The sequence below is a fragment of the Polaromonas sp. P1_F9 genome (assembly GCF_056405615.1).
Genome location: NZ_JBFUBT010000002.1, coordinates 736,988 through 756,926 on the forward strand (window position 1 = coordinate 736,988; position 19,939 = coordinate 756,926).

Here is a 19,939-nt window from a genome sequence, read left to right on the forward strand (position 1 = left end):
GCCGGGCCACTAGCTGCGCCCCCTTGAGGGGGAGGTGCCGCAGGCGCTTCGGGGGCGTACTCATACTTCCGCACTGCGGCCCTTCATCGCGAAGATGCCCTGCGGCCGCTTCTGGATGAAGATGATGATGAACACCAGCACGGCAATCTTGGCCAGCACGGCGCCCGTCCAGCCTTCCAGGAATTTATTGAGGATGCCCAGGCCCATCGCGGCATACACCGTGCCCGCCAGCTGGCCCACGCCGCCCAGCACCACCACCATGAACGAATCCACGATGTAGCCCTGGCCCAGGTCAGGCCCCACGTTGCCCACCTGGCTCAGCGCGCAGCCCGCCAGGCCGGCAATGCCCGAGCCCAGCGCGAAGGCGTAAGTATCAACGCGGGCCGTGTTCACACCCATGCAAGAGGCAATCGGCCGGTTCTGCGTGACGCCGCGCACAAACAGGCCCAGCCGTGTGCGGCTGATCAGCCAGGCCACGCCCAGCAGCACCGCCACGGCAAACACAATGATGACCAGCCGGTTGTAAGGCAGCGAAAGATTGCCCAGCACCTGCACGCCACCGCTCATCCACACCGGGTTTTCAACACCCACGTTTTGCGCACCGAAGATCGAACGCACCAGCTGCTGCAGCATCAGGCTGATACCCCACGTGGCCAGCAGTGTTTCCAGCGGGCGGCCATAGAGGAAGCGAATCACGCTGCGCTCCAGCGCCGCGCCCATCAGCGCCGAAGCCATAAAGGCCACCGGCACCGCGGCCAGCAAATACCAGTCAAACGCGCCGGGGAAGTATTTTTGAAACAGGCCCTGCACCACATAGGTGGCATAGGCGCCAATCATCATCAGCTCGCCGTGCGCCATATTGATGACGCCCATCAGCCCGTAAGTGATGGCCAACCCCAGCGCCACCAGCAGCAAAATGCTGCCCAGGCTGATGCCGCTAAAAATCGCGCCCAGCTTGTTGCCCCACTCCAGCGAGGCCTCTACCTTGGCCAGCGCAGCCTGCAGGGCCACCTTCACGTCGGCATCGGCCTCGGTGCCCAGTCGCTCTATCAGCACCGTCTTGGTATTGGGGTTCTTGCTGCCGGCCAGCTGCGCGGCGGCCTCCAGGCGCTTGGCCTTGTCGGTGCTGCCCAGCATGATGGCGGCGCGCATCAGCTCAAGCTGGTTCTTCAGCTCGGGCACGGTTTCAGCCGCGTAGGCTTTTTCAATCAACGGAAGCCGCGCTTCGTCGTTGTCACCGCCCAGCGTCTTGATCGCATCGCGCCGCTGCTTCTCGTCTTTGGAAAACAACTTCAACGCGGCCAGAGCGTTGTCGATCTCGCTGCGCATCAGGTTGGGGTTGATCACGTCTTCCGCATCTGCCGGCAGCGGCACCTCGGCGCCGGTGATCGGGTCAAAGGCTTTGTCGTCTTTCACGACAAACACCTTGTCACCCTTGGTTTTCACCGCATCGTCAGACAGCGCCTGTATGAATGCGGCCGTCTTCTCGTCGGCCTTGGCAGCGGCCTTGCCCAGGGCCTCCACACGCGCCTCCGTTTCGCCAATTGACATGCCTTTTACCTCCTCAGGGCTTAAGGCATAAGCGCGAGCAGCTATCAAAAGCGTAGCAAGAAGGAGTAAGCGGAGAAGTGGGTAACGGAGCATAAGGGAAAGAACCTGTAGGTTGGGCACAGCACGCAACCGTGTTGCGCCCAGACTGCAACTTCCTGAGGGGCACCGGCCCCGCTCCTAAGAGCAAGAACCAGGCCGTAGACACCAAAACGGCGTCAAGACTGGAAGAACCAGAACCACTCCATTGAAGAAGTGGTCCAGAGAGCGTAGCGAGCAGCCCGAGGTGGGTTTTGCAGCGCGGAGCCGTACAGAGGTACGGCGAGCACTGCAAGGCCCAGATCGGGTTGCGCAGTAGCTCTATGGCTTACTTCTTGACGGGTTCGTCTGGCTTTTTGTCATTGCCTTCAATGTATGGGCTCCATGGCTTGGCCTTCACAGGGCCAGGCGTCTTCCACACCACATTGAACTGGCCGTCGGCCTTGATTTCGCCGATGAAGACCGACTTGTGCAGGTGATGGTTCTTCTCATCCATCTTGCTGACGATGCCGGAAGGCGCGTTGAAGGTCTGGCCGGCCATGGCGGCGATGACCTTGTCGGTGTCGGTGGACTTGGCCTTTTCAACAGCCTGCTTCCACATGTTGATGCCGATGTAGGTGGCTTCCATCGGGTCGTTCGTCAAAGGCTTGTCAGAGCCAGGGAGCTTCTTGGCTTTGGCATAGGCAGACCACTTCTTGATGAACTCGGTGTTGGCCGGGCTCTTGATTGACTGGAAGTAGTTCCAGGCAGCCAGGTGGCCAACCAGGGGTTTCGTGTCCACACCGCGCAGTTCTTCTTCACCCACGGAGAAGGCAACCACTGGCACGTCTTTGGCCTTCAGGCCGGCATTGCCCAGCTCTTTGTAGAAAGGCACGTTGGAGTCACCGTTGATGGTGGACACCACAGCCGTCTTGCCGCCTTGCGAGAACTTCTTCACGTCAGCCACGATGGTTTGGTAATCGCTATGGCCGAAGGGGGTGTATTTCTCGTCGATGTCGGTGTCTTTGACACCCTTGCTCTTGAGGTAGGCGCGCAGAATCTTGTTGGTGGTGCGTGGGTACACATAGTCGGTGCCCAGCAGAACCCAGCGCTTGGCGCCGCCGCCGGCCTTGCTCATCAAATAATCGACCGCAGGAATAGCCTGCTGGTTAGGTGCCGCACCCGTGTAGAACACGTTCTTGGAGAGTTCTTCACCTTCGTACTGCACAGGGTAGAACAGCAGGCCGTTCATTTCTTCAACCACTGGCAGCACCGACTTGCGGGACACAGACGTCCAGCAACCGAAGATGACCGAGACTTTGTCCTGGCCGAGCAGCTGCTTGGTCTTTTCAGCAAACAGGGGCCAGTTGGAAGCCGGGTCAACCACCACGGGCTCGAGCTTCTTGCCCATCACGCCGCCCTTGGCATTGATCTCTTCGATCGCCATCAGCACGGTGTCTTTCAGGGTCGTTTCAGAAATTGCCATGGTGCCCGACAGGCTGTGCAAGATGCCAACCTTGATGGTGCCGCCCGCCTGGGCAAAAGCGGCAGGCATGGCGCCAAGGCCAGCCAGTGCGACGGCGGCGGTCATCGCCTTGAGGGTAAATCGACGTTGTTGCATGTGAATCCTCGCTCCGGTAGATAGGTGTTTGAATCGCGTTTCGCTGCGCCAAAACCCGGGGAAACCAGGGCTTTTACACAGCGATGAACCGATTCTGGGGACCGGAGGGGGATTGGGGAATACGCCGGGTGGCGTATGCGGCGTGGCCTTTATGCTGTGGGGTGCCGGTGAGGGCCGGCATTACAGGGAGGCCGCTGCGCCCGCTGACCTCTCTTCTATATCAAACTAAAAAAGAGGACTCTCTTCTATGAACGCGCTGGTTTCCCGCTCTTCACACCTGGTCATTCTTGCCTTGACCGCCACAATCCTCGCAGGGTGCCAGACCACCCAACCCAGCCCAGGCGCAAGCAACCCCGAGCCCAGGATTCTTTCCGTCACCCGCGTAGGAGGAAAAGGCATCCCCAACGGCCGATCAGATTCAACGGCGCCCTATCTGCGCGTCATCAAGTTGCAAACCGCCACCGACCCTGGCTACGGTTACTCCGCCACAAACGCCATCAGAACAGGCCCCTACGACACCCGGCTTCATCTTCTGTACCTCAACTCATTGCGCGGACCCAAAGGCGAACCCATCACATACGAACGCCGGGGCGCCTGCTGCGAGTACGGAGACAAGTCGATCCCGACGGGTGGCGGGCTGCTGGATGTGTACGACATTCAGGTCGACGGAGGCAGCAAGACCATCACGATTTACGTGGATATGTACCGGACGGGGCCGCCGTTGTTGCCGGTTGGGTTTACGGGTCGGTAGTAGATGGTGCTTTGATGATTCAGTTTCACTCACATCCTGCTGATTTCGCGTACGCGCAGATACCGCAGGAGTAGGATGAAGCAGCAGGTCACCAGATCCCAATCTGGGTAGAAACGACGATAAGAGGCCGGGTAAAACGGGAGGAGTTGAGATGCAATCTATTGAAGTCCTTGACCTGGATTCGGTGGCGCAGCGCCCTGACGGCAAAGCTTATCTTGGCCTCCTTGTACGGCGGCTTGTCTACGCAACAATTGCCAAGGATCGGCCTACCCTTCAGTTCAACTCTGGACAAACTAACAACAACTCCGGATGGGATGGATGGGTAGAGGTTAGCTATGTGGACGATGGGATCACGAAGATACATCGTTCGGTCTGGGAGCTAAGTACCGAGAAAAATTTCAAAAAGAAGTTTGAAGAAGATTTTCGCGAAGCCGAAACCAAGGAGCTTCCCGACGGATGGAACAGTTCAGAGGTGATCTACGTTGGACTAACGATGCGTAACGTTACGCACAATGCCTTAGGGAAAATTAAAAAATGGGCATCTGACAACAGCGGGACGCGCGACTGGGGCGGGCTTGTTTTCATGGCCGCAGATGATCTGGCCCAATGGCTAGAAAAGACCCCATCAGTTGCTGATTGGGCGAGCGAGGAATTTAAGGTCGGAACGAAACAATTCGGCAAAGCGCTGGATCACTGGTTTCGTAGTTGGGCTGAGCAAACGGATCCTGCCGTCATCGCAGCTCTGCTCCTGTGTGGAAAGAATCTGCCGGAACTTACGCAAGCATTCAGGGTAGACGGCGACGCGGTTGTTCATTTGCAGGCAGATTCTTTGCAGGAGGCGATCGCACTTGCTTACTGCGTCGTCAAGAGCCTATCCGAAGCAGAAGCGGAGATGATTCTCGCCGGCGCACTCGTTGTGGAGGATGAAAACCGTGCAATCTCCCTTGCAGAGCAAATTGCTCCGCCCAGCCAGCTAGGAACGGTGATTCTGTGTCCGCCAGCGACAGCTCATGCGGTTCCGCTAACCCGAAAAGGCTATCGAGTCATTAAAGCCCTCGCCAGAACAAGCGATGTAAGCGGCGTTTTAACGTTCGAAAGAGCGAATGTTCAGGAATTCGGAGACGTGCTGCAAAAAATGGGGTTGTCGCAATCAGAAGCAGAAGCCCAAGCGCGCGCCGTGGGGTGCAGTGTGACCATTTGGCACATCAGAAATCTTCACCTTAGTCACGCTCAACTCCCGCTTCCTGAATGGGTGGATGGCGGCAACATGGATGCCATCGTGGCTGCTGTTTTCGCAGGTACCTGGGATGAACGGTCAACCTCAGATGTACACGTCATGGAATCACTGTCTGGCATGGGAGTTGGGCCATTCAGTAATGCTCTCCGGCGGCATTCGACTGGACATGCCCCACTTTTGGAATTGATCGGGACAAGCCGTCTTGTAATTGCACCTACAGCAGCATTTGAGTTCATTCTCGGTCATATCTCGTGGCAGCAAGTACAGCGCTTCATGGAAGTTTGCAAAGAGGTTTTTCAGGTTGTGGAGCCCAGCGTCCAGGAGCGCTGGGACGGTAAGGAACCAGAAGGACGGATCACAAACAAATCCCAGGAGCTATCCTCAGATTTGCGTAATGGCTTGGCTGAAACATTGTTGCGGTTCTCAGTTTTTGGAAACCAACTCGTTAAGAGCGGCTCATTGGGGGGATTCTCCTCGGGGCAAGCTTTTGTCGATTCTGTCGTCGCAAATTTACCCGGTCTCCAAAATGACGGCCGTGTAATGGCCTCGCTCAATCGTCAACTTCCTTATCTAATAGAGGCGGCACCCGACCCTCTTCTTAGCGCCCTGGAATCCCTAATCCAGGGCGCGCCCGAACAAGTTCGTCTGTTGTTTGCCGATGAAGCGGGGATCTTCGGCCGTGCCTTTCATACCGGGGTACTTTGGGGTCTTGAAGCGATGGCCTGGTCCCCAGAGTGGTTGCCTAGAGTTTCCCGAGTTCTGGCGGAATTGCACAATCTGGATACGCCGGGGACACTATCCAATCGACCACTCAACTCGCTTCGAGAGATTTATCTCGCTTGGCATCCCGGGACATCGGCGACACCTGTACAGCGTGCAGAAGTCCTTAGTTCCCTCGCCGAGATGACACCGGAAACGACGTGGCAGTTACTACTTAAGTTGCTCCCAGACACTCGGAGCGTATCGACTCAGACACATAAGCCAAAGTGGCGACAACTGGGCCAAGTCAACAGGCAGTCAATGAAGCGGATGGACGTGATTGACGCCTACGACCTCTATATCGGGCTTGCACTGGACTTAGCGAGCCGAAATGGCGACCGTCTCGCTATATTGGTACGGCACTACCCCGGATTCCCTCCCGAACATCGACTTCGGCTCGAAGCAGGTTGGCAAGAGTTTATTGCCATGGGACAGAGTGAAGAGACTATGCAGAAACTTTGGCTAGCCCTAGTCAAACTTTGCAACCACCACAGCGCTTTCCAGGAGACATCTTGGGCTATGCCAGAAGACACAATCTCGCGCCTCCGAGCAATCGCGGAATCGGTTCCTTTGGAAGACGTACTGCTGAAATCCAAGTGGCTGTTCGATGACCAGATGCCGGAACTAGGAAAGCGGTGGGAAGACTACGAGTTGAGAGGAAGGGAACTCGTCCGGTTGCGCAGGAACGCGTTGCAAGAGATCATCACATCGCGAGGTTGGGATGGCATCAACCAGCTAGCAATAAAGGCTCGTTATCAATATATCGTTGGTCTCGAGTTAGGAGGCATGAACCTGGAAAGAGAGGCCATTCTTAGCATCGCAAGCCGATGGGCTCACGACAAAGAAAACGATGTCCGCTTGCCGCTTAGATCACTTTCTAATGCGCGTTCCGAACAGGATGATCAGTGGATAGTCCATGCACTTCAACTTGCCCGCAAGGAGAACTGGGCACCTGAAAAAATTGTTCTTCTCGTGCTGGACTTTCCCGATACGACAAAAACGTTTGATCTAATTGATCGCGAACTGACTGAGGAGGAACGCTCCTTCTATTGGTCGAATCGCTACGCATACTTCCGCATCCAAGATCAAGATCTTACGATGTTCGAGCGCGCATCTCGGGCTATGTTGAAGTACAGCCGCGCAGCAGAACTCATCGATAACAACTGGCAAGCTCTCCCGAAGTTGGGCGTCACTTTCCTCCTGGAAGTATTGGACGGGTTCATACAGTCACCGCCATCCACCGAACAAGCGCAGAGGTTGGGCAGCTTCGAGCACGACATCCAATATCTCTTCGATTGGCTGTTGAAGCAGAAGAATCCTGATTTTGAGGAGATTGCAAAACGGGAATATCCGTTGCTCCCTCTATTGACATCACATGGGTTGGAGCGGCGAAAGCTAGCCCTGCACGAGTTACTTTCCTCAAACCCCAATTTATTCGTAGATGCGGTGTGTGATCTCTATAAGCCCTCTTCACAGGCGGAGCGGGATTTGTCCGGGAAAAGCCTTGAAGAGGTGCGTGCTCGTGCCAATGCTGCATTTGAATTACTGCAGTCCTTTCGGACGCTTCCCGGTTTGGAAGACGGTCATATCAATTGGTCCGTACTGGAGGAGTGGGTGAGCACCGCAAGGAGCCTTCTAATCAAGTCAGACAGACAGGCAATTGGGGAGCAAGAGATAGGCAAGCTACTCTTCCATTGCATCAAAATTGATCCAGTTAACTTTCCACCTACGCCTTTAAGCAAGCTCTTGGAGCAATGGCGCTCAAAGGATATCGAGACTGGAATATCCATCGAGTGTTTCAACGATCGAGGATTCACCTCGCGAGGCGTGTTCGACGGCGGTGGACAGGAGCGCGACCTGGAAAAATGCTGGCGGGCGTACGCGGCGGCTGTTGCCCCTAGGTGGCCTCGATCACGCGCATTGTGCCTCGATATTGCGGATTATTGGCGTCGCCATGCTGAAGCGGAAGACGAGGACGCGAAGCGAGAACGCGTGCAGCACTCGCGGTAACCGAACGAGGCGCTACTCAGTCTGCTATTGAGGGCAATCGCACCGACCGACCTAGGATTAATTCTGTAGATGTGAAGCGAACTTGAATGCACGTCCTAGATAACGTCCTTGATAAGCCGATTTAATACGGACTAAAGGCCACCTCACACCCGCAACCCAGACACCAGCCATTCCTCAAAGCCCCGAATGTTCCGCTGCTCCCGCCGCTCAGGCGGATAAGTGAGGAAATAAGCATTCCCGCTATCGACCTCAATGTCGAAGGGCTTCACCACCTTCTTCGACGCAATCAAGTCAGTGAACAAGGCAGCGTCGGCGATGGCAACGCTCAGACCCCGCTCTGCGCTTTGCACGCACATGCCTACCGTGTCAAACAGCTGCTCACGCGCGCCCTGCCCCGTTCCACACAGGTGGCACGCAGCATGAATAAAAAGGTACACGTTCCGCCTGTGTAACCACCGCACAAAGACAACCAAAGACGGCTCGCCCAACGCCGCCAACACTGGCAAGATCAGCACAAGGCTGGCGGGGCAACAAAAACCAAACTCTCATGTCCCGGCTGCCGTGAAGCCAATGGAACACAGCGCAACGCCAAACGGGCGCGCCGCAATCCCAGTTACCTCGCAAAGAAGGTCTTCATGAAGATCTCCCCAAGCGAAGGCAGAGTGGATGTCCATAAGCCAAATAATAGGTAGAAGCCCCACTCCCGCACCCTTCTTCCCACCCGGTACCCAAGGGAAAATCACTGATATTGTTGTTGCCCACGCCCCGCCCCGCTCACAGAAGAATCCGCTCTCAATGACGCCCACCACGCCAGCAGCCCCCGAAGGCGCCGTTCGATGACCCCACGCGAGGCCTGGATCAGCGTGCAGCTGGCCCGCACGTTTATGCAAAATGCGCGGCCTACGCTGCATGCGGCCGTGCTGATCATTCTGGTGGTGGTGGCAATGCTGCATGGGCGTGTGGCGCCATGGGACTTGTGGGTATGGACCCTGACCACCGGCTCCATGACGCTGCTGCGTTATGCCATCCTGCATGCTTACCGCCACCGCCTGGCGGAGGCCGACGGGGTGGCGCTGCGGGAGTTCATGTCGCTCCTTGGATGGGCCTGGCCCTTGAGCGCGGTGGTCTGGGGCTCGCTGATGTTTGTGGTGTACCGCCAGGCCCCCATTGAAGATCAACTGGTGTGCATCATGATCCTGGGGGGCATCGCGGTGGTCGCGGTGGCTTCGGGCCCGCCGAGCTTGCGTACCGTCTCAGCGTACTGCAACGGCTTGAGTGCCTCGGTGCTGGCGGCCCTGGCCTGGCGAATAGACCTGACGGGGGGTGTTCCTTCGGTGCTCGACACCGGCGCCGAGATGGGGGTGGTGCTGGTCTTCCTGTGGGTGGCCCATGTGACGGGCCGGCGCATGTACCGGGCCCAGCGCATAAGCCTGGAGCGGCAGTTCGACCGCCAGGAACTGATCAAGGCCCTGGAGGAGCGCAAACAGGCCCTGGCGGAGGCGGAGGCCGTGCGGAGCAGCTTTATTGCCAGCGCCGCGCATGAGCTGCGCCACCCCGTGCATGCGCTGGGCCCGTATGCCGAATGGTTGACGGCGGAGCCGGAGTTTGCGGCGCAGATTGCGCGCAAGATTGGCGATTCGACACGCAAGATTGACGAGCTGTTTGAATCGCTGTTCAGCCTGGCAGGGCTGGAACCGGCTTCGCTGAGCGTGCACCTGCAGCCGGTAGACCTGGCCGCGCTGGTCCACACGCTGGCCGAAGAGCACACGCCGCAGGCGCGCGAAAAAGGCTTGCGCCTGCGCACCCGAACCGCCGCGGGACGGGCGGTGTCAGACCCGGTGCTGCTCACGCGGCTGGTGGGCTGCCTGCTGTCGAACGCCTTGCGCAACACGCATGGCGGCGGTGTGTTGCTGGCCGCGCGACCGCGCCGGGGCAAGTGGCGCATAGAGCTGTGGGACACGGGCACGGGCGTTGCGCGTGAACGCCAGCAGACTTTCTCTGAAGGCATCCCGCAGCAGGGCATGGCCGAGGGCTTTGGGCTGGAGCTGGCGGTCGTCTACCGCCTGAGCCAGCTGCTGCGGCACCCCGTGGGCATGACGGACCGCCGGGGACGTGGCAGTGTCTTCTGGGTGGAGCTGCCCCGATACGAAGAGGTTGAGAAAAGCGCAAATACCCCCCACGGGCCTGTACCTGGGCCTGTAATTGAGCCTACACCTCCACCGCAGGCAACGCCTTCCGCAACCGTCCGGGCGAAACACCATACAGCTGTTGAAAGTGCCGGATGAAGTGCGAGGCATCGGCAAAGCCGCATTCGTAGGCGATGGTGCTCACCGGTGAATCGGTTGAGGTCAGCAGCCACCGGCCGTACTTGAGCCGCGAGTTGCGGTAAAACCCCGAAGGGGAAGCGCCCGTTTCTGCCAGAAAAACCCTTTCAAGTTGCCGGCTGCTGGAATCCACAATTTTGGCGATGACGGAAATTTCAAGCGGCGTGGTGATGTTCTTTTCCATCAGCACGATGGCCTGGCGTAGCTTGTCGTTGTCGGCACAGGCATAGCCCAGCGCGCGCCGGCGCGCGACGTGGGAGATGGCGGATTTGCGGGTTACCGTCATCTGGTGCACAACCTTGGCGGCGCGGTCCGGCCCGCAATGCAGGCGAATCAGCTCAGTGGCCAGCTCGATGATGGAGATACCGCCCGCGCAGGTGATCCGGTCACCATCAAAGATGTAGTCGCAGTTGGTGGTGAAGGGTAGATCGGGAAAGGCTTCCTTCCAGTCATTGACATGGAAGGGATGAACACAGGCCATGCGGCCTTGCATGAACCCATGCCGCGCAAGCGCAAAGCTGCCGGTGCAAATGCCGATCAACGGCACACCGGCTTTTGCGGCGTGGTTCAGAAACTTCACACCTCGAGGGTCGGCCGTTTTCATGAAGGGCAGCAAGCCCCCGATCACCGCCACGTAATCAAAGTTGCAGTCCGACGAAGCCGCGGGCAGCGTGGCCACTTCGACGCCACAGCTGGAGGCCACGGTCTCGCCGGCGGCGCTGAGCACCGCCCACGTGCAGCGAAGCTGTCGGCTCTGGTCGCCCAGGTCTGCGGCGTGGCGCAGCGCATCGCACAGCCCCGCCAGCGACAACAGGGGAAAACGCGGGCACAGAAAAATACCGACCCGCAGTTCCACACCGGCTTTGGGAGGCGTTTTGGCCTTGGCCGCGTCAAGCCGGTCCACCAGCTGGTTGCCCTCATCCTGTACGCCGGCAGCCCTGTTGGCCTTCGCGGGTGCACGCTTTGCGCGCTTTGCCGCCGCAGCTTTGGGCGCAGAAGCGCCCTTTGTCGGTAATTTTCCTGAATGTCGCATACGTTCAATTTACACGCCAAAGCTTCCTATGACAAGTTGACGGTGCTTCATACCATCCACCCCGTCAGTGAGAGTTTCGTTAAACCACCATCAGGAGTTTTCATGAAAAAAACATTCGCCGCACGCCTCTTGTGCATGCTTCTCGCCGCGGGGGCGGTACTGCCGGCTGCCAACGCCCAGGCCTTGCAAACCGTTGAAAAAGACGCGTTGACGATCGCCTTCACCGGCGACATGCCGGGCACGGGCTACCAGGACGGCGCCATGATCGGCTACGACGGCGAGATCCTCCAGCGCGTGGCCGAGGCCGTCAAGCTCAAGGTGAAACCGGCCCTCATGGAATGGTCGGGCACCATTGCTTCGGTGCAGGCCAAACGTGTCGACGTGATGGCCGGCACCATGGGCTGGACCGAGCAGCGCTCGAAGATCATGACCTTGAGCGACCCGATCCATTACTTCAAGAACGGCATCACCCAGTCAAGCAAGACCAACTGGTCGCACCTCAAGGACCTGGAAGGCAAAAAGGTCGGCACGATCACCGGTTTTTCGTTCATTCCCGAGCTTCGCAAAATCACCGGCCTGCAACTGACGATGTATGACACATCCGACGCGGCAGTGCGCGACCTGCTGGCCGGCCGTATTGACGCCGTCATCGGCGACCCGCCCGTGATGCAGTACGCCATTTCGCGCAACCCGCAATGGAAGCTCAAGTTCAACGCCTTTGTTGACAACAACCCGGACTACCCCCTGCTCACCGGGCTGGGCCAGGTGGTGTTTGGCCTGAACAAGGACAACCCGGAACTCGCCAAGGCCGTGAACGCGGAAATCGCCAAGCTCTGGCAGAGCTGTGAGCTCAAGAAGATCGGCGGCAAATACGGCCTGGTGCAAGACGTCTGGTATGTGCCTGTGGGCCAGAACTACCGCGCCGGCGTAGACCGCCCTGCCGACTGGAAACTGCCGTCCTGCAAGTAAGCCCTTCGAAGCATGGATACAGGCGAATGCGTGTTTTTCTCATGCGTTCGTCTGCGTCAAAAAACTGAACCCCATGAACAACACCCTGTTAAAAGTCGACGGGCTGAAGAAAAGCTACGGCCCGCTTGAAGTGCTCAAGGGGATTTCCTTTGACCTGAGTAAAGGCGAAACCCTTTCGTTGATCGGGCCCAGCGGCTCCGGAAAGTCGACCTGCCTGCGCTGCCTGAATTTTCTGGAACAGCCGGGCGAAGGCGCCATCGTGCTTGACGGCGAACGAATCGGCCAGGTGCCAACCCGGCACGGCGGGTTCCGCTTCATGAATGACCGCGAACTTGCGCCGCAGCGCCGCGAGATCGGCATGGTGTTCCAGTTGTTTTATTTGTGGCCGCACCTGAACGTTCGCGACAACGTGGCCCTGGGCTCCATCAAGGCCGGCGGCATGTCGAAACCCGAAGCCTATGAGCTCGCTGACGCCATGCTGGAGAAGGTTCACCTTTCCAGCAAGGCCGATGAATACCCGGAGCGTTTGTCCGGGGGGCAACAGCAGCGCGTGGCCATTGCCAGGGCCTTGACCCAGCAACCCAAGCTCATTCTTTTTGACGAGCCAACCTCTGCGCTTGACCCGGAGCTGGTCGGCGAGGTGCTCACCGTGATTCGTGAGTTGGCCGAAGAGGGCCGCTCGATGATTCTGGTCACACACGAAATCCGCTTTGCCAGGGACGTGGCAGACCGCGTGATCTTCATGGACGGCGGCCACATTGTTGAGCAGGGCCCCGCTGTCGATGTCATCAACAACCCGCAGCTGGAACGCACCCGCAGCTTTCTCGGCCAGGTGGCTGACAACCCGGGGCTGGCCAGGTGATGGAACAGCTGGGAATTTTCGGGGGCATCCTCGCCGTGCTGATGGGTGGCGCGGTCACCGCCGCGGTGGTAGCCCTGGGTGCTTTCGTCATTGCGCTGGCGGGCGGAATGCTGCTGGCGGTGACAGTCACTTTCGCACGCTTTCGTTTGCTGAAGCTGGCCATTGCCGCCTACATCGAATGGATGCGCAACGTTCCGGCATTGGCCCACCTCTTCGTGATCTATTTCGGGCTGGCGGCCGTCGGCATACGGCTCTCGCCGCTGGTGGCGGCGATTTTGGGCCTGGGGCTGGTTGGCGCAGCGGTGTTGTGCGATGTATTTGTCGCCGGGCTCAAGTGCCTTCATGCCGGGCAGCGCGAGGCCGCCCTTTCCGTCGGAATGACACCGCGGCAGGCGCTGATTCACATTCTTCTTCCACAAATGCTGCGGGTGACGTGGCCATCCCTCGGCAACTACACCAGCCAGCTGCTCAAAGATACGTCCATTGCGTCGGCAATTGCCGCGCCGGAAATCATGTTTTTTGCCAGGAACCTGGTGACCTCTACCTTTGAAACCACCCTGATCTATCTTGCCGCCATGCTGTTGTATGCGGCCATGGTGCTGCCGGTCAGTTGGGGATTTGCCAAGGCCGAAAGCCGCATGGAGAACAAGCGATGAACAGCTTTTTTGCAGTCTTCCTGCAATACTGGCCCGAGTGGGCTCCCCGCCTTGCCGAGGCGGCCAAGGTAACGGCAAAGCTGTCGTCTGCGGGCTTTGTGATGGCTCTGGTTCTGGGAGCAGCCCTGGTGACCATGATCCGCAGCGGCCGGCCGGCCCTGCGTTTTGCCGCGAACTTCTTCATCCAGTTCGTGCGCACCGTGCCCTTGCTCGCGCTGCTGCTGGCGCTCTACTTTGCGCTGCCGCCGCTGGGCCTCACGCTGCCGGGCTTCTGGGCCGGGGTGGTCGGGCTGGGCCTGCACGGCGCGGCCTATGTTGCCGAGATTTTGCGCGGAGGCCTGCAGTCAATTCATCGCGGGCAGCGCGAAGCAGCCCTGGCCGTCGGCCTGGCGCCGCACCAGGTGTTCATGCATGTGGTGTTTCCCCAGGCGCTGCGCGTTATGCTGCCACCGCTGCTGAACACCTATGTGGCGCTGTTAAAAGACAGCTCGCTGTGCGCATTGATCGCCACGGACGAGCTGATGCTGACGGCGCGGGCCATGTCCAGCGAGTTCTTCCTGCCCCTGCACATCTTCCTGCTGGTGGGCGCCTTCTACTTTGCCATTGCTTTCCCCTTGTCAATGCTTTCGCGCGCGCTTGAAAAGCGCCTCTCGCGCGGCCGGCGGGTCATGGGTGCTGCATGACCGACACCGCCCATACCTCCCATATCTCCAACACCCCGCTTGCCTACGCTTCCATGGAGCAGACGCTCGAGGCTCTGGCCAGCGGAGAGACCAACAGCGAAACACTGGTCGAAAACCAGCTCTCACGCATAGACGCCTTTGACGCCAAGCTGCACGCCTATGTAGACCTCTATGCAGATGAAGCCTTGCAGGCCGCCCGCGGCCTGGACAAGCTCAGGCAGGCCGGCTTCACGGTCGGCCCGCTGCATGGTGTGACCATTGCCGTCAAAGACCTGTTTGAAATTAAAGGCCATGCCATCACCGCGGGCTCCAGATCGCTTCCGCCGCGCACCTCCACCATCACGGCGACGGTGGTCGACCGATTGAGGGCAGCCGGCGCCATCGTGCTGGGGAAAACACACACGGTGGAATTTGCCTTTGGCGGCTGGGGAACCAATACCTCCATGGGCACACCCTGGAACCCCTGGGACCTTGAAACCCACCGTGTGCCCGGCGGCTCCAGCAGCGGCTCGGCCGTGGCGGTTTCGGCGGGCATGGCCAGCGCAGCGCTGGGTACGGACACCGGCGGCTCTGTTCGCATTCCGGCCGGGCTCTGCGGGCTGGTGGGGCTGAAAACGACACATGGCCTGATCAGCCGCTACGGCCTGATTGACCTGTGCCCCACGCATGACACAGTGGGGCCCATCACGCGGACGGTGAAGGATTGCGCGACGCTGCTGGACGTGCTGGCGGGGCCTGACCCGCAGGACGCGGCATCCCGCTTTTCGCCCTCGCGTTCGGTTTCAAAAGAGATTGAAAAAGATGTCAGGGGAATGCGGGTCTGGACCCTGCCAAAAGCTGAACGCGAAGACGTGGACCCGGAAGTGCTTAAGGCTTACGACAGGTCTCTTTCCGTGTTCACCGGGCTTGGCATGACGCTGGTGGACAAGCCGCTTCCGCAAAGCCTGGCGCAATCCATGCGCATTGCAGGCAGCCTGATGAGCGCTGAAGGCTATGCCAATCTCGGCACGCTTTTTGAGCGCAATGAGCTGGAGTTTGACCCGAACATCAAGCGGCGGATCATGCTGGGCCGGGACATCGGGGCCGCCCAGTACATCACCCTGCTGCGCGACCGCGAGTCTGCGAAAGCCGCGATGCTGGACGCCATGGACGGCGTGGATGTTTGTGTATTTCCGACCAACGCCATTACCGCCATTCCCGTCAGCGAGGTCGATGAACTGGCCACGCCGCTGTCAAGGTTCGGCCGCTTTGTGAACCTGCTGGATCTGTGCTCGGTCGCCATACCGGCAGGGCTGTCTGACGGCGGACTTCCGGTTTCGATTCAAGTGATCGGGCGGCCCTTCGCCGAGCCCACGATATTGCGCGCAGCGTTTGCGTTTGAGAAGGCAACGCCGTGGAACCGCTTGTATCCCGCAGGCCTTGAGCTAGAGCGCTGAAAGGGGCGGCGCTGCCGCCTGGTGGGCCGCCGTCGGTTTTCGCCTACAAAAATCAGCGCCAGCCTCGCTGGAGTTCGCTTTGCGCCTTGCTGAAAATGCACTGATCATGCCCAGCACTGCGGCTCACCTTTCCGACAGCACGTCCCCGGCAGCCGCAACGTCGCTGTGGCCGCGCATCCGCCGCTGGGTGTTTCCTGCGCTGGGCATCGTCGTCCTGGGTTTGCTGGTTTCCCATGCCCACAAGGTGGACTGGGAAGGCGCCTGGCAGACGCTGCGGCGCTACTCACCTCTTTTGCTGCTTGCCGTGCTGGGCCTGGCCACGGCCAGCCATGCGCTGTATGGCTGCTTTGACCTGATAGGCCGGCAGCACACGCGCCACAAGCTGCCGCGCCTGCAGACCTGGGCCATTGCGGTCACCAGCTATGCCTTTAACCTGAACCTGGGCTCGCTGGTCGGCGGGGTGGCGCTGCGGGCGCGGCTGTATGCGCGGGCCGGGCTGGACGAAGCCACCATTGCGCAGATCGTGGGCTTGAGCCTTGCGACCAACTGGCTGGGCTATGGGCTGGTGGCGGGCAGCCTCTTTGCCGCCGGCGCCATTGCGCCGCCCAGCCAGGCACACATTGGCGCCGCGGCGCTGCGCCTGCTGGGCGTGGTGATGGTGCTGATTGCACTGGGCTACGTGGTGGCGTGCGCGTTGGCGCGCGGGCACGTGTGGCGGGTGCGCGGGCGGCGGCTGAAGCTGCCTTCTGCGCAGCTGGCCCTGGTGCAGCTGGGTATTTCAGCCAGCAACTGGGCACTGATGGGAGCGGCCATGTATTTGCTGCTGGGCCAGCAAGTGCCCTACACCACTGTGCTGGGCGTGCTGATGGCGGCGTCCATCGTGGGGGTGATCATGCCGATCCCCGGCGGGCTGGGTGTGCTGGAGGCGGTCTACCTGGCGCTGCTGTCGGGCAGCGTGCGCCAGGGGGCGCTGATGGGCGCGGTGCTGGCCTACCGCGCGCTTTACTACCTGTTGCCGCTGGCGGGCGGGCTGGTGCTGTATGCGCTGCTGGAGCGGTATGCGTCAACCCATGCGGATGCCCATTCGCCATGAGTTGCTATCAATAACGTAGCTGCTCGCGCAATACCAGAAAGGGCTGGAGGCAAAATTTATGCCAAATCAACCCGGCGAGGCCACCGTGCGGCAGACCCGGCCAGGCACCACACGCACTACCTGAATATGCGCGAGCCAATCAGCACGCCCAGCTTTCGGTAGCTTTCCCACTGCGCTTCGTCAAAGAACTGGTCAAACGTGGTTTGCTGCGGGAACGATGGTTTTTTGGTCTGGTATTCAAACAGGTCAAGGGGCGCGCCCTTGATCAAACGCGGCTTGAGCACCAGCAAAATACTTTCAGAGGGCTTGCCCGGCTGGCTGCTGGCATAGCGCACGCGGTAGAGCAGTGCGCATTTTTCGTCGAGTGGCGCCAGCGGGTCGGTTGCCGGGCGCAGTTCAGATTCGTCGCGGGCGAAATAGGGCGCGAGTGTGGCGGCATTGGGTGCAAGCCGTGGCACCGCGCTCGGCCCGACGCATTCAAACTCGGCACCGAAATCAATGCGTGCCAGGCGCATCAGATTGGCAAGGTCTTCAAAGCTGTAGTTCGGGTCTGCGCCGCAGTCGCAGCAGACGATGAATTCCACCCGCCTGCGCAACAGCTCGAAGACACCGGTGTTCTCAAAGTGCCCGCCGTCGCTCAGGTACCAGTGCGAGCCGTCCGTGCCCAGGAAGCGGGCCCGCAATTCGCACTGCAGATAGCTCTGGTTGCGCCATAGAAAAAAAGGTGTTTTGGTGTCCTTTTTGCCGGAGTCCCACCACCAGCCCAGGCGTATGTTGGTGATGGTGAAAAGCATGGCCTGCCCCAGCGAGGTGCCGCGGCCCAGCCCCGTCGAAAATGCCGCGCCCGACACGCCCACCCATTGGCCGATGGACAGCTCGGGCGGCGCCCGCCTGGCGGCTTTGGCCTGCGTGCCTGCAAAATTGCCGGTCTTTGCATTCCAGAGCCTGCCGTCCACGGTAATGCCCGCAGGCGTGACCGCCAGCGGCAAGCCCTGCCTGTCCCGCTGCGTCAGCTGGTCGCCGGTGCCCGTGGTGGCATTGATGGTCACGTTGATGAGGTGGGCCGGACCCAGGTGGTCGTTCCGGTAGTAGGCCTCGCGCGTGAAGTCGTCGCTTGCATCGGCCTCGGTCACGTCCATCTTGGGCCGTTCCGATTCAAACCGTGCCTTGTTGGACGCACCCAGGTAGGCACGCGTGAGGCGCGCGCCGTACATCACCTGCAGGCTCGACAAATTGATGAACCCCAGAAAGTAGCCCGCCACCGCCACAGCCGTCAGGCAAAACACAATGGAGATGACGGGGTAGAAGTATTGCCAGACCCATGACGAGTCCTGGCCAAAACGGACCGTGGTGAACATGGATTCGATCATCAGCTGCCCAAGCCCCGGCAGCGGCGGCTGCATGCCAAACAGCAGGGCCGCGGCCGCGCAGTTCCAGGCCACGGCCAGCAGCAGGGCCAGCGCCAGCCCGACCGCGCCAAGCAGGGTGTTGAGCGGAAGCCTGCTGAGCAGGCCGTTTTTTCCGGGCTGTGCCAGCACCGGCGCAAACTGCTTCACCGCCGCCACCAGGGCCGCGACCACGCCAGCCACGCTGAAGACGGTCAACGGCATTGACTGCCTTGTCGCCAGCCAGAGATACAGCGTCTGCCCCGCGGTTTCAATCAGCGCCAGCACGGCAATGATGAATGCGTACGTCAATACCCTGGAGAGCCACCGTGTGATGCGGTTGCGAAACAGCCCGGGTGATTGCTGTGGAAGGTACTTCGCCACAAAAAACACGCCCAGGGAAAAAGCCAGGATGACATCGATCAGCACCAGCAGCAAAACAGGCACCGGAACAGCCTCAAACAGTGACCCGGCGCCGGCGGCCGGCGGCGCTACCCGGCTCCAGAAGACACAGGCAGCCAGCACACCCGCGGCCAGCAAGCCGGCAGCCGCCAGCGCCGGTGCGGGAATGGCCGGCAGCGGCGCTTTCTTTGCGCCGGCTGTACCGGCGCCGGAAGGCGAGGTGTCCTGGTCGAGCCAGTAGGCCGCGCCGCACGGTATGACCGCAAGCACAAGCCAGATGCCCAGCACACCGAACCACGGGCTGAACCAGATGTCTCCGCCCTTCAGCGGAGGCCTGGGCTGCATCATGGATTCCAGCGTAAGCCCCAGCGCATGAAACCCCTCCCATGGAATCTGCAGGCTGCCGTAACGCAGGGCAAACATCAAAAGAAAGATGGTCAGCAAGGTCACGCCGATCACGTAATGCACCGCACAGAGGTTGCGTATGGCGATGGCGATGTCGTAGAGAAAGTCACCGGTGTTGTTCGGTGCCAGGTAACGCCCGTTTTCGCGCAGCCAGCGCAAGGGACGGTCAGGCATCTGGGTGAGTGCTGTCTGGACCTTGCTCAGCCTGCCGGGCGGGTCGGTCGCGAGTGCTTCGTAGGCTTCGGTGGCCAGCACATCGGGCGCGGGTGGCGCAGGGGGTGTATGGGGCGCCGCAGGCGTGAGGGGATCGCGGGGGCGAAACAGGGCCGAGAAAAAACTGCCGGTGTACCCGCCTCCGCTGACGGTGGAAAGGAAATCAAAGCGGGCGAGCAGCGGCCAGGGCTTTTGCCTGTCGTTAGCGCCTCTTCCCGGGCCGCTTCCCGGGCCACTTTCCCCCGGCAGGTTGAACCCGGCTTTTGCCAGCGCCTGCAACACGCCAAGGCAAAAGGTGGCGCTGCGAATGCCGCCGCCCGACAAGGCCAGGCCCCACAACTCCTGGGGGGCCGTGCCGCTGGCGTAAACAAAACCTCGCCGGAAATCAATGGCCTTGCGCTCTTCTTCTTGCGCCCCCTCCTGCGCCTGCTCTTGCGCTTGTTCCTGTGCCTGTTCCGGTGTGACGGGGTTTCCAGTGCCTGGCTCGGTCATATCTCGCCTCCTTGGGCAAACAACGCAGCTACCGAATGGGCT

General features: G+C 60.1%; 14 protein-coding genes. 9 read left to right on the forward strand and 5 right to left on the reverse strand.

Annotated elements, in window-relative coordinates; all coding sequences use genetic code 11:
• Positions 1–60: 60 nt before the first annotated feature.
• Complete coding sequence (urtB, locus tag AC1DYR_RS08675) at positions 61–1,644, reverse strand: urea ABC transporter permease subunit UrtB (RefSeq protein WP_477704731.1); 1,584 nt, start codon at positions 1,642–1,644, stop codon at positions 61–63.
• Between the two features lie 271 nt (positions 1,645–1,915).
• Positions 1,916–3,187, reverse strand: coding sequence for an urea ABC transporter substrate-binding protein (urtA, locus tag AC1DYR_RS08680; protein ID WP_457282107.1), 1,272 nt, complete (start codon positions 3,185–3,187; stop codon positions 1,916–1,918).
• A gap of 247 nt (positions 3,188–3,434) precedes the next feature.
• Here urtA and AC1DYR_RS08685 point away from each other — a divergent pair, with 247 nt between their 5' ends.
• Positions 3,435–3,938: a hypothetical protein gene (locus tag AC1DYR_RS08685; protein ID WP_477704732.1), complete on the forward strand. Its 504-nt coding sequence runs from the start codon at positions 3,435–3,437 to the stop codon at positions 3,936–3,938.
• A 151-nt stretch (positions 3,939–4,089) separates the two neighbouring features.
• Positions 4,090–7,944, forward strand: a complete 3,855-nt coding sequence (locus AC1DYR_RS08690; RefSeq protein WP_477704733.1) for a hypothetical protein — start codon at positions 4,090–4,092, stop codon at positions 7,942–7,944.
• Positions 7,945–8,087: 143 nt separating this feature from the next.
• On the opposite strand, the gene AC1DYR_RS08695 is transcribed toward AC1DYR_RS08690, so the two are convergent.
• Positions 8,088–8,381 (reverse strand): type 2 periplasmic-binding domain-containing protein, encoded by a 294-nt coding sequence (locus AC1DYR_RS08695; RefSeq protein ID WP_477704734.1) that lies wholly within the window; start codon positions 8,379–8,381, stop codon positions 8,088–8,090.
• 399 nt (positions 8,382–8,780) lie between these two features.
• Between AC1DYR_RS08695 and AC1DYR_RS08700 the strand changes: the two genes are divergently transcribed.
• Entirely contained in the window at positions 8,781–10,229 is a 1,449-nt protein-coding gene (locus tag AC1DYR_RS08700) for a sensor histidine kinase (RefSeq protein WP_477704735.1), read from the forward strand.
• Here the strand turns inward: AC1DYR_RS08700 and AC1DYR_RS08705 are convergent.
• A complete protein-coding gene (locus AC1DYR_RS08705; RefSeq protein WP_477704736.1) occupies positions 10,153–11,301 on the reverse strand; it encodes a GlxA family transcriptional regulator in 1,149 nt (382 codons plus the stop codon). The genes AC1DYR_RS08700 and AC1DYR_RS08705 overlap by 77 nt on opposite strands.
• A 102-nt stretch (positions 11,302–11,403) precedes the next feature.
• On the opposite strand from AC1DYR_RS08705, the gene AC1DYR_RS08710 reads away from it, so the two are divergent.
• The 6 genes from AC1DYR_RS08710 (at position 11,404) to AC1DYR_RS08735 (ending at position 17,000) form a co-directional block, all read left to right on the forward strand.
• Positions 11,404–12,270 carry a substrate-binding periplasmic protein gene (locus tag AC1DYR_RS08710; RefSeq protein WP_477704737.1) on the forward strand — a complete coding sequence of 289 codons (867 nt, stop codon included), beginning with the start codon at positions 11,404–11,406 and terminating at the stop codon, positions 12,268–12,270.
• A 73-nt stretch (positions 12,271–12,343) separates the two neighbouring features.
• Positions 12,344–13,132, forward strand: a complete 789-nt coding sequence (locus AC1DYR_RS08715) for an amino acid ABC transporter ATP-binding protein (RefSeq protein WP_477704738.1) — start codon at positions 12,344–12,346, stop codon at positions 13,130–13,132.
• Entirely contained in the window at positions 13,132–13,788 is a 657-nt protein-coding gene (locus AC1DYR_RS08720; RefSeq protein WP_457282114.1) for an amino acid ABC transporter permease, read from the forward strand. Before AC1DYR_RS08715 ends, AC1DYR_RS08720 begins: the two co-directional genes overlap by 1 nt.
• The gene (locus AC1DYR_RS08725) at positions 13,785–14,471 is read left to right on the forward strand and encodes an amino acid ABC transporter permease (RefSeq protein WP_477704739.1); all 687 of its coding nucleotides are present in this window, start codon (positions 13,785–13,787) and stop codon (positions 14,469–14,471) included. Before AC1DYR_RS08720 ends, AC1DYR_RS08725 begins: the two co-directional genes overlap by 4 nt.
• Positions 14,468–15,907 carry an amidase gene (locus AC1DYR_RS08730; protein ID WP_477704740.1) on the forward strand — a complete coding sequence of 480 codons (1,440 nt, stop codon included), beginning with the start codon at positions 14,468–14,470 and terminating at the stop codon, positions 15,905–15,907. Before AC1DYR_RS08725 ends, AC1DYR_RS08730 begins: the two co-directional genes overlap by 4 nt.
• Positions 15,908–16,013: 106 nt before the next feature.
• On the forward strand, positions 16,014–17,000 hold the full coding sequence (locus AC1DYR_RS08735; RefSeq protein WP_477704741.1) for a lysylphosphatidylglycerol synthase domain-containing protein: 987 nt from the start codon (positions 16,014–16,016) through the stop codon (positions 16,998–17,000).
• 116 nt (positions 17,001–17,116) lie between these two features.
• Here the strand turns inward: AC1DYR_RS08735 and AC1DYR_RS08740 are convergent, their stop codons facing one another.
• Complete coding sequence (locus AC1DYR_RS08740; RefSeq protein WP_477704742.1) at positions 17,117–19,897, reverse strand: hypothetical protein; 2,781 nt, start codon at positions 19,895–19,897, stop codon at positions 17,117–17,119.
• Positions 19,898–19,939 lie beyond the last annotated feature (42 nt).

What these genes read in the sequence shown, in the direction of transcription:
- AC1DYR_RS08715 (WP_477704738.1), top strand. Translation starts at nt 12,344, where the DNA reads ATGAACAACACCCTGTTAAAAGTCGACGGGCTGAAGAAAAGCTACGGC.
- AC1DYR_RS08720 (WP_457282114.1), top strand. Translation starts at nt 13,132, where the DNA reads ATGGAACAGCTGGGAATTTTCGGGGGCATCCTCGCCGTGCTGATGGGT.
- AC1DYR_RS08705 (WP_477704736.1), bottom strand. Translation starts at nt 11,301, where the DNA reads ATGCGACATTCAGGAAAATTACCGACAAAGGGCGCTTCTGCGCCCAAA.
- urtA (WP_457282107.1), bottom strand. Translation starts at nt 3,187, where the DNA reads ATGCAACAACGTCGATTTACCCTCAAGGCGATGACCGCCGCCGTCGCA.
- AC1DYR_RS08690 (WP_477704733.1), top strand. Translation starts at nt 4,090, where the DNA reads ATGCAATCTATTGAAGTCCTTGACCTGGATTCGGTGGCGCAGCGCCCT.
- AC1DYR_RS08730 (WP_477704740.1), top strand. Translation starts at nt 14,468, where the DNA reads ATGACCGACACCGCCCATACCTCCCATATCTCCAACACCCCGCTTGCC.
- AC1DYR_RS08735 (WP_477704741.1), top strand. Translation starts at nt 16,014, where the DNA reads ATGCCCAGCACTGCGGCTCACCTTTCCGACAGCACGTCCCCGGCAGCC.
- urtB (WP_477704731.1), bottom strand. Translation starts at nt 1,644, where the DNA reads ATGCTCCGTTACCCACTTCTCCGCTTACTCCTTCTTGCTACGCTTTTG.
- AC1DYR_RS08685 (WP_477704732.1), top strand. Translation starts at nt 3,435, where the DNA reads ATGAACGCGCTGGTTTCCCGCTCTTCACACCTGGTCATTCTTGCCTTG.
- AC1DYR_RS08710 (WP_477704737.1), top strand. Translation starts at nt 11,404, where the DNA reads ATGAAAAAAACATTCGCCGCACGCCTCTTGTGCATGCTTCTCGCCGCG.
- AC1DYR_RS08725 (WP_477704739.1), top strand. Translation starts at nt 13,785, where the DNA reads ATGAACAGCTTTTTTGCAGTCTTCCTGCAATACTGGCCCGAGTGGGCT.
- AC1DYR_RS08740 (WP_477704742.1), bottom strand. Translation starts at nt 19,897, where the DNA reads ATGACCGAGCCAGGCACTGGAAACCCCGTCACACCGGAACAGGCACAG.
- AC1DYR_RS08700 (WP_477704735.1), top strand. Translation starts at nt 8,781, where the DNA reads ATGACCCCACGCGAGGCCTGGATCAGCGTGCAGCTGGCCCGCACGTTT.